This window comes from Paractinoplanes deccanensis, from assembly GCF_016862115.1.
Classification (GTDB): Bacteria; Actinomycetota; Actinomycetes; order Mycobacteriales; family Micromonosporaceae; genus Actinoplanes; species Actinoplanes deccanensis.
Window position 1 is genome coordinate 13,688 of the sequence record NZ_BOMI01000144.1, and the last position, 12,820, is coordinate 26,507.

The 12,820-nt window shown below is 73.1% G+C and carries 8 protein-coding genes; 4 read left to right on the forward strand and 4 right to left on the reverse strand.

Annotated elements, in window-relative coordinates:
* The first annotated feature begins 101 nt into the window (after nt 1-101).
* Nucleotides 102-575, forward strand: a complete 474-nt coding sequence (locus tag Ade02nite_RS34505) for a hypothetical protein (protein WP_203772992.1) — start codon at nt 102-104, stop codon at nt 573-575.
* A gap of 65 nt (nt 576-640) precedes the next feature.
* On the opposite strand, the gene Ade02nite_RS34510 is transcribed toward Ade02nite_RS34505, so the two are convergent.
* Nucleotides 641-1,780: an RCC1 domain-containing protein gene (locus Ade02nite_RS34510; protein WP_379037967.1), complete on the reverse strand. Its 1,140-nt coding sequence runs from the start codon at nt 1,778-1,780 to the stop codon at nt 641-643.
* A 147-nt stretch (nt 1,781-1,927) separates the two neighbouring features.
* Between Ade02nite_RS34510 and Ade02nite_RS34515 the strand changes: the two genes are divergently transcribed.
* Together Ade02nite_RS34515 and Ade02nite_RS34520 are read left to right on the forward strand one after the other, a co-directional pair.
* Nucleotides 1,928-4,240: a beta-L-arabinofuranosidase domain-containing protein gene (locus Ade02nite_RS34515; RefSeq protein ID WP_239169260.1), complete on the forward strand. Its 2,313-nt coding sequence runs from the start codon at nt 1,928-1,930 to the stop codon at nt 4,238-4,240.
* A gap of 188 nt (nt 4,241-4,428) precedes the next feature.
* Nucleotides 4,429-5,454 (forward strand): alpha/beta hydrolase, encoded by a 1,026-nt coding sequence (locus Ade02nite_RS34520; RefSeq protein ID WP_239169261.1) that lies wholly within the window; start codon nt 4,429-4,431, stop codon nt 5,452-5,454.
* A gap of 474 nt (nt 5,455-5,928) precedes the next feature.
* Here Ade02nite_RS34520 and Ade02nite_RS34525 read toward each other — a convergent pair whose 3' ends face one another.
* Genes Ade02nite_RS34525 through Ade02nite_RS34535 form a run of 3 tightly spaced genes read right to left on the reverse strand, consistent with a single transcriptional unit; the run spans nt 5,929 to nt 11,413 of the window.
* On the reverse strand, nt 5,929-7,140 hold the full coding sequence (locus tag Ade02nite_RS34525; protein WP_203772998.1) for a hypothetical protein: 1,212 nt from the start codon (nt 7,138-7,140) through the stop codon (nt 5,929-5,931).
* Nucleotides 7,137-9,935: a glycosyltransferase family 39 protein gene (locus Ade02nite_RS34530; protein WP_203773000.1), complete on the reverse strand. Its 2,799-nt coding sequence runs from the start codon at nt 9,933-9,935 to the stop codon at nt 7,137-7,139. Before Ade02nite_RS34530 ends, Ade02nite_RS34525 begins: the two co-directional genes overlap by 4 nt.
* The gene (locus Ade02nite_RS34535) at nt 9,932-11,413 is read right to left on the reverse strand and encodes a lipopolysaccharide biosynthesis protein (protein ID WP_203773002.1); all 1,482 of its coding nucleotides are present in this window, start codon (nt 11,411-11,413) and stop codon (nt 9,932-9,934) included. The genes Ade02nite_RS34530 and Ade02nite_RS34535 overlap by 4 nt, the downstream gene beginning before the upstream one ends.
* A gap of 176 nt (nt 11,414-11,589) precedes the next feature.
* On the opposite strand from Ade02nite_RS34535, the gene Ade02nite_RS34540 reads away from it, so the two are divergent.
* Nucleotides 11,590-12,723 (forward strand): glycosyltransferase family 4 protein, encoded by a 1,134-nt coding sequence (locus tag Ade02nite_RS34540; RefSeq protein ID WP_203773004.1) that lies wholly within the window; start codon nt 11,590-11,592, stop codon nt 12,721-12,723.
* Nucleotides 12,724-12,820: the final 97 nt, after the last annotated feature.

Below are 12,820 nucleotides of genomic sequence, written 5' to 3' on the forward strand. Positions count from 1 at the left end.
TGCTGGCGGGTACCGCCTTTTGCAGGCTGGCCGTGATGTCCGCCCGGCCCGGGCGGACGACCGTGGGCGGTGAGAGAGCCTTCCCGAAGGGAGCCGGTCCCATGACCGACCATGTCATGCCCGCCAGGCCGCACGTGGCCTGGCACGACGTCTCCATCGCTCAGCGAACGCTCGCCGTGGTCACCGCGGCCCTGCTCGGCATCGACGCCTACGTGCACCTGCACGATGCCGCCCAGTACGACCAGTTCCACTCGTCCGTGATGAGCGAGGGCACGCTCTTCCGGATCCAGGGCATCGTCGCGATCGTGGTGGCGCTCGCGCTGCTGATCTGGCCGCGCGTGCTCACCTGGGTGCTCGCGCTGCTGGTCGCGGGCAGCGCGGCCGTCGCGGTGGTGCTCTACACGTACGTCGACGTGGGCCGGCTCGGCCCGCTGCCCAACCTCTACGAGAACACGTGGCACGAGCCCGGCAAGGTCTTCTCGGCGGTGGCCGAGACGGTCGCGGCCCTGCTCGCCATCGCCGGGCTGGCCCTCGCCGTCCGGGCGCGCCGGGCCTCGGCCCGGCACGCCGTCTGACGGCTCGCCCCTGCCGACCCCGGGTCAGTCCGGCGCCGCGCTTCACGCGACGCCGGTGGCCCGGGTCAGGCCGGCAGGGTGACCTGGGCCGGCGCGGGGCGTGACGTCGTGGTGCCGTCGCCCAGCTGAGCGCTGGCGTTGTTGCCCCAGCACCACAGACTCGCGTCCGCCCGCTCGGCGCAGACGTGATAGCCGGCGGCGGCGTCGCTCGTCCAGCCGGTGGTGGTGCCGATCCGGACCGGGGCGTACCGGTGGGTCGTGGTGCCGTCGGCCAGCTGCCCGGAGGCGTTGTTGCCCCAGCACCACAGGCTGCCGTCGGCCCGGACGGCGCAGGCCGTGTCGAAGCCCGCGGTGACCCCGGTCCAGGACGAGACGTCGCCGACCCGCACCGGCGCGGCCTGGTAGGTGCCGCTGACGCCGAGCTGCCCGTATCCGTTCTCGCCCCAGCACCACAGCGAGCCGCCCGTGCGCGTGGCGCAGGTGAACAGGTGACCGGCGCTCACCGCCGCCCAGTCGGTGCCGGTGCCGACCTGCCCCGGGGTGGTGCGGTAGCTGAGGATGCCGAGGCCGAGCTGACCGGTCGAGCTGTCGCCCCAGCACCAGAGGGTGCCGTCGGTGCGCGTGGCGCAGGTGTGCGCGAACCCGGCCGTGACGCCGGCCCAGGTGGTGGCGGTGCCGACCTGGAGCGGGCTGGTCGCGTTGTAGACGGCGGCGCCGTCGCCCAGCTGGCCGAACCGATTGAAGCCCCAGCACCAGAGCGTCCCGTCGGAGCGCACCGCGCAGACGTGGCTGTCGCCGGCGCTGACGGTGGTATAGGTGGCGGTGCCGACCTGCACCGGGGCGGTCCGCCGCGTGGTGGTGCCGTCGCCGAGCTGGCCGCGCGTGTTGCTGCCCCAGCACCACAGCGTCCCGTCGACGCGGATCGCGCAGGTGAAGCTGGTGCCGGCGTCGATCGCGGCCCAGGCTGCGTCGCCCACGCGCACCGGGGTGGTCCGCGCGGTGAGGGTGCCGTCGCCGAGCTGGCCGGTGCCGTTGCCGCCCCAGCACCACAGGTCGCCGCCGGCGCGGATCGCGCACGTGTGCGCGTAGCCGCCGGCCACTGTGGAGTTGACGGGCGCGGCCGCGGACGCCGGCTGAGCCAGGCCGGCGACGCCGGCCGCGAAGAGCACCACGGCGATGACATGGATTACGAGACGTCTGCTCACGTCACGGAACGTTACGGGAGCGCTCCCAAACATTCAAGATGACTTTGACGTACGTGGATGCGTAACGACTTTTTGCCGCCCCTTTCTCGCACCATTCTCCGAACGACCCGGGGGTGCATAGTCCCATTGACGGTGAAGAATGCGGTTGTGAACGTTCTCACTCGCCGCCATCTCCTCCAAGCCACCGGCGCCGCCGCACTGGCCACCGCCGCCGGCACCCTCCTCCCCCGGCCCGCCGCGGCCGCGATCGTGCCCCCGGCCCGGTCCGACATCGGCGCCGCCGCGTTCCCCTTCGAGCTCGGCCAGGTGCGGCTGACCGCCGGGCGGTTCCTGGACAACCAGGCACGCACGCTCAGCTACCTGAGGTTCGTGGACGTCGACCGGCTGCTCTACGTCTTCCGGGCCAACCACCGGCTCTCCACCAACGGGGCGGCGGCCAACGGCGGCTGGGACGCCCCGTCGTTCCCGTTCCGCTCCCACATGCAGGGGCACTTCCTGACCGCGTGGGCGCAGGCCGCCGCGGTGCTCGGCGACACGGTCTGCCGGGACAAGGCCGCCTACATGGTCGCGGAGCTGGCCAAGTGCCAGGCCAACAACGCGGCCGCCGGGTTCGCCCCGGGCTACCTGTCGGGCTTCCCGGAGTCCGACTTCACCGCGCTGGAGGCCCGGACGCTGTCCAACGGCAACGTGCCGTACTACTGCGTCCACAAGACGATGGCCGGGCTGCTCGACGTGTGGCGGCACACCGGCAACGACCAGGCGCGCACCGTGCTGCTCGCGCTGGCCGGCTGGGCGGACACGCGTACCGCACGGTTGAGCGCGAGTCAGATGCAGGCCATGCTGGGCACCGAGTTCGGCGGCATGAACGAGGTCTTCGCCGACCTCTACCAGCAGACCGGCGACGCGCGCTGGCTCGCCGCGGCGCAGCGTTTCGACCACGCCGCCGTGTTCACGCCGCTGGCCGCCAACACCGACCAGCTCAACGGGCTGCACGCGAACACCCAGGTGCCCAAGTGGGTCGGCGCGGCCCGCGAATACAAGGCCACCGGCGTCACCCGCTACCGCGACATCGCCGCGAACGCCTGGAGCATCACGACGCGCGCGCACACGTACGCGATCGGCGGCAACAGCCAGGCCGAGCATTTCCGGGCGCCGAACGCCATCGCCGGCTACCTGACGAACGACACCTGCGAACACTGCAACTCGTACAACATGCTGAAACTGACCCGGGAGCTCTGGCTGCTCGATCCCGGCAACGCCGGCTATTTCGACTTCTACGAGCGGACGCTGCTCAACCACCTGATCGGCGCGCAGAACCCGGCCGACGGGCACGGCGGCGTCACCTATTTCACGCCGCTGCGGCCCGGCGGGCGCCGAGGCGTCGGCCCGGCCTGGGGCGGCGGCACCTACTCGACGGATTACAGCTCGTTCTGGTGCTGCCAGGGCACCGGCATCGAGACCAACACGAAGCTGATGGACTCCATCTACTTCCACGCCGGCACGACGCTGACCGTGAACCTGTTCGTACCGTCCACACTGACCTGGTCGCAGCGCGGCATCACGGTCACGCAGACCACCACGTACCCGGTGAGCGACACCACCACGCTGACCCTCTCGGGATCCATGAGCGGCTCGTGGAGCATCCGGGTCCGGATCCCGGCGTGGACCCAGAACCCGGTGCTCGCCGTCAACGGCGTCACCCAGGCGGTGACCGCGACGCCGGGCACCTACGCGACCGTCACCCGCACGTGGGCGGCCGGCGACACCCTGACGGTCAAGCTGCCGATGCGCGTCGTCATGCAGCCGGCCAACGACAACCCGAACGTCCAGGCGATCACCTACGGGCCGGCGGTGCTGTGCGGCAACTACGGCAGCACCGCGCTGACCGCGCCGCCGTCGCTCACCGTCTCGTCGATCACGAGGACGAGCAGCACAGCCCTGACGTTCAGCGCGACGGCCGACGGAGCGCCGGTGGCCATCGGGCCGTTCCACGACGCGCACGGGTTCAACTACACCGTCTACTGGAACACCGGCGGCGCCGGCACGACGTACAAGCTCGTGAACGTCGCCACCGGCCTGGTGCTCGGCGTGCGGGACATGTCGACCGCCGACGGGGGTCTCGCCGTGGTCTGGGGCGACACCGGAACGGCGGACCACCGCTGGGAACGGGTGGCCGACGGCAGCGCGGTCCGGTTCCGCAACGTCCACAGCGGCAAGGTCCTGGGCGTCGAGAACATGTCGACCGCCGACAACGCCCGCGTCCTGCAGTGGAGCGACAACGGCACCGCCGACCACCGCTGGACCCTGACCGACCTGGGCAACGGCACCTACAAGATCCGCAACGTGAACAGCGGCAAGCTGCTGGCCGTCCTCAACGGCGCGAGCGCCTGGGGCACCCAGGTCGTGCAGGACCCCGACAACGGCACTGCCGACAACATCTGGCGGCTCGCCTTGCCCTGATTCAGCCCGCGGCGGGCCGCCCCTCCACGACGACGTGGCCGGGGCGGCCCGTCGCGGCCCGGCTGACCACGCTGCGCGCGGCCGGCGCCCGGAGGAGGGCGTCGACGTCGACCAGGGCGCCGCTCCCGCCGCCCTGCGGCCGACACGAAAGGGAGATCGGCCGGAGTCGATGGTGTTTTACTCGGTGCATGTTGCCTTGGAGTCATGAGCTGTCCGGCCGGCTGCATCAGGAGACGATCGACTCGGCGCTGCTGCGCGGCAATCCGCTGGGTGACCCGCACGAGCGGCCGCTGTGGGTCTACACGCCGCCCGGCTACGAGTCGGGCTCGGCGCGCTATCCCGTCATCTACGTGATCCAGGGCTACACCGGGCACGTCGGCATGTGGGCCAACCGCACGGCGTTCCGCCAGCCCTTCATCGAGACCGCCGACCAGGTGTTCGCCGGCGGCGAGGCGCCCGGCTGCATCCTGGTGTACGTGGACGCCTGGACGGCGTACGGCGGCTCCCAGTTCGTCGACTCGGCCGGCACGGGGCCCTACCACTCGTACCTCTGCGACGAGGTCGTCCCCTGGGTGGACGCCCGCTATCGCACCCTCGCCGCGCCCGAGTCCCGCGCGATCAGCGGCAAGTCGTCCGGCGGCTTCGGCGCCATGATCACCCCGATGTTGCGGCCGGACCTCTTCGGCGCCCTCGCCACGCACGCCGGCGACGCGCTCTACGAATACTGCTACCTCAACGAATTCGCCAAGGCCACCCGCGCCCTGCGCGACCACGACCACGACATCCAGAAGTGGTGGTCGGACTTCCGGGGCCGTACGGCGTTCACCGGCGAACACGACAGCACCCTCCTCATCGTCCTCGGCTGCGCCGCCGCCTTCTCCCCCGCCGCCGACGGCACCCCGCAGCTGCCGTTCGACCCCCGGTACGGCCGGCTGATCCCCGAGCTGTGGGACAGGTGGCTCGCCTGGGACCCGATCCGCATGATCGACCGGTACGCCGGCGCCCTCCGCTCCCAGCGCGCCATCTGGATCGACGCCGGCACCCGCGACGAATGGTTCCTCGACCTCGGCGCCGAGGCTTTTCGCGCCGGCCTGGACCGCATCGGCGTCCCCGCCGAGCGCGTCCAGTTCGAGCTGTTCCCGGCCGGCCACGGCGGCATCGACTACCGCTACCCGCGGGCCGTCGCCTGGCTCGCGAACCGCCTGGCGCGATAGGGCGGTCTCCACGAACGTCTGCCGGTGGCCCGGCATTCGTTGTGAATACACACCCTCGGCGTAGGACCGGGACGCCGGTGGTGGGCACGCCGCCCGGGGTGCGGGTGGTAATGGAGGACCGCGGCGGGATCGCGCTGCCCGGCGAACCGACGGCGGCAGGACATGTCCCTGCCCCGCGGTTTGCTGATCTTCTTGCGGCAGGTGGGGCACGCCGGCGAGGTGCCGCGTTCGTCAGCGCGCCACCGATGCGCGACGGCTCAGCCGATCATGGTCTGTGCTGCCTCGTGCAGCGCGTGCCAGACCCCGGCGACGGCGCCGACCCTCGATCAGACACGGCGCGGCGGACCACCACTAGCGCCGCGCCATCTTGACATGGTACATATGCACCAGTGACTAGCCGTCATGCGCAACCAGCGAACGCTCGCGGTCACCGGTCCGCTCGGCTCCCGCGTCCGAGCGGCACGATTGAGCAGGTCAGCGGGCGGCGCGGATGCGGTCGGCGTAGGCGTCGAGGCTCAGCGGCCCCTGCCAGAGCTGCTCGTCATGTGCGAAGTTGAAGACGTCGAAGCCGCAGCGCACGGCCTGGCGCAGGGCCGCCGCCAGCATGCCGTGGCCGGAGGTGTCGGCGTAGTACGCGCCCTTCGCGGGGCCGTCGCCGTAGCCCGGGTTCTCGCCGCCGGTGCGGAAGCCGTACTCGGCGGCGAGGCGGGTCTGCCAGCGGGTCGCGGACCAGGAGTTCGCCGCGGGGCTGGTCACCGCGACCTGGCGGTCGGCGGCGGTGCACGTGTCGTCGCCGCCCGAGCCGTCCGCGACCGAGGAGATGTAGGTCATCAGGCTCGGCGTGCCCGCCAGCGCGGCGTAGTACTGCTGCCATGCTCCGCCGATGCCCAGCAGGCCGTCGGGCAGGAAGCGGGCGACCGCGTCGGCGTACGCGTCCGGCCGCACGCCCGAGCCGGGGGTGATCGCCTGGTACGTCCCGGTGTAGCCCAGGGCGCCGAAGCGGGACATCTGCCACCTGGTCACGTCGGCCAGGGCGCCCACGTACCAGTCCGCCCAGGCGCGGACCTGGGCGCGGGTGGCCCGCCGGTCCCCGGGACGCCAGCCGGGCATGGGGTTGGCGGCCATCCCCGCCGCCATCGCCGGGCCGTTCTGGGCGGCGCCGCTGAAGGCCGCGTACGACCCTCGGGTGTTGTAGAGCATCTCGGCGTTGCCGCCCGCGGTGAGGCGGATGTACGCGAAGTTGCGCACGCCCAGGTCGGCGTCGACGCGGGCGAAGTAGGCCGCGGCGGCGTCGCGCACCGGCTGGCTGAACACCATGTCGATGCCGGGCAGCCGGGCGCCGTGCTGGTCGACCGCCACGGCGTCCGGCAGCCGGCGCACCCAGTCGGGGCTGTAGTGCAGGCCGAGCGCGAGGGTCAGCTGCTGCCCGGCCGCTTGGAACGTCCGCATCCTTTCCTTGACGGTGGCCGTGTAGGCGGCGGAGAACTCGCCGCGCACCGGTTCGTAGGCGCTCCAGTCGAGTTCGAGGGTGGCGCCGCGCACGCCCGCGGCGTTCTCGGCGGCGGCGGCCGGGGCGTGCGAGCCCAGGGTGCCGAAGACGATGCCGGGCGGCGGCGTGCGGCCGCCGCCGCCGCACGCCGCCACGGCCATCAGCGCGGCCAGGGCGGTGGTCACAGGTCGGGTCACCGATCTTCAACCCGCAGGGCCGCGTACGGGTTGTCCGCGCCACCCGATCCGGTCACCGCGGCCGCGAGGTGGGCGAGCGAGGCCCGCTGCTCGCCGCCCAGGCCGGGTGCCGAGGCCAGCACCTCGTCCAGCGGTTCACGATCGAGGACGCGCACCACGGCGGCGAGCAGCCCGACCGGCCCGTCGCCGGTGCGGTCGTGCAGCAGCACCAGGGTGGCCGCCGAGTCGCCGCCGGCGCGGGTGTCGCGCAGCAGCCGCGCCACCGACGCCACCTGCTCCGCGGAGAGGGCGTCGCCGTCGCCGATCCGCAGCCCCACGAAGCGGATGCCCACGCTCTCGGCGGCGGCCCGTTCCTCGTCGCCGGAGAGGGTGGAGTCGTCCCGCCCGTTGATCGCGATCATGCCGCGGACCCCGTAGTCGTCGTGCAGCCGGACGAGGTCCGCCTCGTCGGGCTGGCCGGCGCGGACAACGCCCGGGGCGACCGGTGCGGCGTGCGGGAGCGCCGGCAGCGTGGCCGGCTCCTCGTGCAGGACCACCCGCGCCGTGAGCGCCGCCGCCAGCAGGGCGGCGAGCGCGCCGACCCGGGTCAGCACCGCCCGCCGGGAAACGGGGGTCAGCTCCCGCAGCCCGGGGTCGGGCGCCGGCGGTGGTGGCGGCGGCGAGCGATCGGGTCGCCGCCGCACCACGAGCACGGCGACGACGAGGTAGAGCGCCACGACGCCGGCGAGCGTCCAGGCGAACGGCCGCACGCTGGTCGGCTGGGGCGACTCCGTCTCGGCCGGCAGCGGGGGCGGTGCGTCCGGCTGCCGGGCCGGCGCCGGCGGGTCCACCAGGCCGGCGTCGAGCACGGGGCGGCCGATCGGGGCCAGGCGCACCTGGGCCGAGTCGGTGGCGCGCTCCAGCACGCCGCCGGCGAAGGCCTGCCGCACATGCCCGTCCGGCATCGCCGTGGCCGGTCCGATCGCCGGGCCGAGCAGCCGATCCATCCCGCCGCGGTAGGCCTTAGCGATCGCCGGATCGGTCAGCGCGGGGTCCGGGGCGAGCGGGGGAAGCTGCGTGGCCGGGTAGCGCCGGGCGAGCTCCGCCACCACGGGCAGCGCCGTGACCGGCCCGCCGCGACCGGTGGTCAGAACGGCGCCGGCGAACACCTGCCGGCCCTCGCCCGATCGCCAGCCGCCGGTCAGCGGGGGCCCGGCGACCGCCTTGCCGCCCAGCGCCTCCCAGCCGGTGGCGAAGGCGCCGTCGGGCCCGTCCACCACCCGGTGCCCGCCGCACCGCGATCCCTCGGTGACGACGAAGTCGCCGGCCGCCGTCCGCTCGACCCCGGCCGTCGCGTCGTAGGGGTCGGCGGCCACCCGCCACAGTTCCAGGCCGCGATACGTGGCGCTGGGATACGCCGCGAGCCGGGTCCCGTGGTCGCGCACCCACGAGGCCAGCTGCGGGCTGGAGTTGCCGAACCGCATGCCGGCGTCCTTGTCGCTGAGCACGAACAGGCTCACGCCGTGGCTCAGCGCCCCGGGGCCGGTGGCATAGGAGGTGATCGGCCGTGACGGGAACAGCTGCACGAAACGCTCGGTGTCGCCGGTGGCGTTCAGCGCGGCGCAGGCCGGCACGTTCGCCGCGACGTAGCGGGTCAGCCGGGCGAGGCCGTCGTTGCGGGTGGCCGAGAAGCGCGCCCAGCTGCCGGTCGAGAGCACCAGGACGGCGGCGAGCAGTGCCCAGGCGACGCCGGCACGCCATCGCGGAGCGGCCAGGACGGAGCCGGCCATCAGCACCGTGCCGACCAGCGACGCCGGCACGACGTACACGAAGAACTGCTCGTTGAGGGTCCCCAGCAGCACCGTCCAGGCACCGAAGGCGTAGCTGGTGATCAGCCAGGCGAGCAGCCACCGGGCGGAGCCGCCACCGCGCCGCACCAGGAGCCAGACGGCCGCCACCGCGCCGAGCGCCAGCACCACGTACGACGTCACGTATTGACCGAGTTGCTCGGACAGCCCGCTGAGCAGCGAGACACCCGGCCGGTTCCAGCCGGTGGTCTGCACGATGCCGAGCAGCCGCTGCAACGTGACGGTCTTGACCTCGACGAAGCTGGTGAGCAGACCCAGCTGGACCGCCCAGAGCACGAAGATCGACCACAGGGCGAGCGCGGCGGCCAGCGCGGCGAGGCACTGCCGCACCAGCCGGCGGTCGCGGCTCAGCAGCGCGTACACCACCGGGGTGAGCACCATGAAGATGCCCACCTCGTTGGTGAGCAGCGTCAGGCCGCCGGCCAGTCCGACGACCGGGACGAACCAGCGCGACCGGCGGCCGTGCAGCCAGATCGCCAGGTGCAGCGTCACCAGGCAGGCCAGGAGGGCGAAGGGCTCTATCATGGCCATCCGGCCGAACCGGAGCAGCACCGGGTCGGTCGCGGCGAGCACCGCGGTCACCAGGGTCAGGACCACCCGGCCGCGGCCCGCGAGGCGATAGGTCATCAGCGCGATGAGCACCACGTTGACCACGCTCACCAGCGCCGCGAGCAGGCGGGTGTCGGTGATGACGTCGACGAGCGGCTGATCGTGCGCCCCGAGAACGCGCAACCAGGCCGCCTGGGCCAGGAAGGAGAGCGGCGGGTGCACGAAGAGCGGCCGGTTCGTCCAGGTCAGCGACCAGTCCTGGGCGACGGCCTGGTCGGCACGGCTGTAGACGACCTCGTCGTACTGGGTGTCGGGGCTGCGGCCGAGGTTCCAGAGCAGGAAGACGGCAGCGACGCTCGCGCAGGCCGTCAGGAGCGCGACCAGCCGGCGGGCGGTCACGCCGGCACCCGCCCGCGCCGGGGCCACATCCGCCGCAGGGCGGTCAGCGCGCGTTCGACGTCCCGCTCGCGCACCAACCGCAGGCGGATCGCGGCGGCCGCGTAGATCACCAGGGCCGCCGCCACCACGGCGAGCGCGGGCAGCGCCGGCAAGCGGGCCGCCAGCGCCGACAGGGCGGCGAGCGGCGACAGAGCCGCCAGGTAGCGCGCCACGGCGCCGCGCGGGAACCATCGTGGACGGTGGGCGCGCCGGTACGTCCGGGCGAGGGCGATCGCGCCGGCCCACGTGCCGATGCCGAAGGCCGTCGCCGCACCGGCGATGCCCCACGTCGGCACCAGGACGGCGAGCGCCGCCGCCTCCACCACCAGCGCGACCGGCACCCAGGTGGCCACGGCCGGCAGCTCCCGCGCGTTCAGCGTCTTGAGCAGGACGTCCATGGCGATCAGGCCCGCGGTGCCGACGGCCAGGAGGCGCAGGACGCCGGCCGCCTGCGCGTAGTGCGGGGGGAACAGCACGCGGAGCACCGGTCCGGGCGCCACGACCAGCACCAGCAGGAGCGGGACCAGCGCCAGGGGGATCCAGCGGAAAGCCGCGCGGAACCACGCGTCGACCTCCTGGGCCGTGCGGGCCGCCGCGATGAACGGGAAGACGGCGTTGCTGAGCGCGTCGCCGACGAAGAAGGGCGCCCGGGCGAGCACCGTGGCCGCCTGGTAGAGGGCCAGGTCGGCCGCGGTGACGCCGCGGTCCTGGCCGATCACGCTGAGCGCGAGGACGTCGACGGTGAGGATGCCGGCGAACGCCGAGCTGGCGAGGCCGATGGAGACGGCGCGCCCGCTCGTGCGCCGCCAGGCGACCGGCCCGCTCCGGGGCAGCCGGTCGCGCAGCGCCCACACACCGATCGCCGCGGAGAGCACGGCGCCGATCAGGAAGCTGATCGCCACCCCCGCGACACCCAGCCCGAGCACGCCGACGACCAGGACGGACACGGCGACCTTGATCGCGATCTCGGAGATCTGCATGACGCCGTAGCCGTCGAACCGCCGCTCGCCCTGGAGACCACCGCCGAGCGCGCTGGTCAGCGAGAGCACCGCGATCATGGCGCCGACGCAGATCACCGTGACCCCGGACGCGCCCGGCACCACCGTGCGGGTGAGCTGGGCGGTGACGAAGACGGCCAGCAGCACCGCGCCCAGGGCGGCGTTGCCCAGGAACGCGGCACGATAGGTCGCCGCCACGGCGCCCGCGCCGGGGTCCTTCGCGATCGTCGCGGCCAGCACCCAGGGGAAACCGGCCGACAGGATCATGGCGCAGAGGAACTGAACGTTCTGCAGCACGCTGACCGAGCCGAACTCCGCCGGGGTCAGCAGCCAGGCGAGGGCCACGCCGAAGCCGTAGTTGAGCACGGCGCCCAGCCCGAACCGCACGATCAGCACGACGCCGCCGCCGGCGGCACTGCGCCGGCCGGTGAGATTCATCATGCCCGGATATCCGTCAACGTCATCGGTCGCCTCCGTGTCCAGTGTTCGGGTGCAGTGCCGGTACACAGGAGACAGCCGCGCAGTGACTGGGAATCCCACCGGCTCACTGGTAGGAAGGCGGGACGATCCATTCCGCAGTCGTACGTTCACGGTACCGCTCGAGGAGCTGATCGGACATGGCCCCATCCACCCCGGCGCCTGACCGGACGGACCATCTCGCCCTGGACGGGCGGGTCCTGTCCGACGAGTACCACGGCATCGGCCGCCTCGCCGAGATGCTGCTCCACCGGCTGGCGGGCTCCGCGGAGTTCGAGGTCACGGTGTTCGTCCGGCCGGGACAACGGTCGCGGCGCTTCGACATCGACGGCCTGATCGAGGGTCTCGGCTACCGGCGGGCACACTTCGATCTGCCGCTGACCTCGCCGATGCAGTGGATCCGCTGGCCGGCCGCGCTGCGCCGGGTGGGCGCCACGGTCACGATCTCGCCGTACAGCCTGGGTGGCCCGGTGGTCGGGGGCGGGCGGCGCGGCACCTTCGTGCACGACTGCATCATGGAGACCGACGCCCGGTTCGCTCCCGACCGCCGCACCCGGGCGCTGTACATGATGCACACCGCGATGATGGCGCGGCGCAATCGGGTCCTCACCCGCAGTTCCGCGTCGGCGCGCGACATCGAGCGCTTCTACCGGGTGCCGGTGCGGGACTGGCAGGTCATCCCCGGCGGGGTGGACGAGACCTTCGCCCGCGGCGCCCGGCCGGCCACCAGCATCGACGGGCAGGACCTGCCCGCGACCTACGTGCTCCAGGTCGGGGCGCGGCGGCCGCACAAGAACGTGGCGGGGCTCGTCCGGGTCCTGCCCCTGCTCCCCGAGCACTACCACCTCGTCCTGATCGGCACGATCGACGCGCGCTTCCCCGATCCGGTGCCCGCGCTGGCCGGCGAGCTCGGCGTGGCCCACCGGATCCGTCATCTGCCCCGGGTGAGCGAGGCGGAACTGCACAGCGTGTACGCCGGCGCGGAGGCCTTCGTCTATCCCTCACTGATCGAGGGCCTCGGCCTGCCGCTGCTGGAGGCGATGGCGGCCGGGCTGCCCGTCGTGGCCAGCGACATCCCGGTGTTCCGCGAGATCGCCGAGGACGCCGCGCTCCTGGTGCCGCCGGACGACCCGCGGGCCTGGGCCGAGGCGATCCTGCGGCTGCGGGCGCCGGCCGAGCGGGCGGCCCTGGTGGCCGCCGGCCACGAGAAAGTGACGAAGAACACATGGGACGTCACGGCGGCGAAAATGCTCGACGCGATCCGCAGGATGTGAAGGTGATCAATTGCGGGCGCGTATCCCGCTGGTGACCGCAAATTGACGCGAAACAGCGCCGCCACGGCCTGTTAGGAAAGCGTTCACGTTCGTTGCA

Coding starts and splice junctions, on each gene's coding strand:
- Ade02nite_RS34505 (WP_203772992.1), top strand. CDS start 102: ATGACCGACCATGTCATGCCCGCCAGGCCGCACGTGGCCTGGCACGAC.
- Ade02nite_RS34540 (WP_203773004.1), top strand. CDS start 11,590: ATGGCCCCATCCACCCCGGCGCCTGACCGGACGGACCATCTCGCCCTG.
- Ade02nite_RS34520 (WP_239169261.1), top strand. CDS start 4,429: ATGTTGCCTTGGAGTCATGAGCTGTCCGGCCGGCTGCATCAGGAGACG.
- Ade02nite_RS34535 (WP_203773002.1), bottom strand. CDS start 11,413: ATGATGAATCTCACCGGCCGGCGCAGTGCCGCCGGCGGCGGCGTCGTG.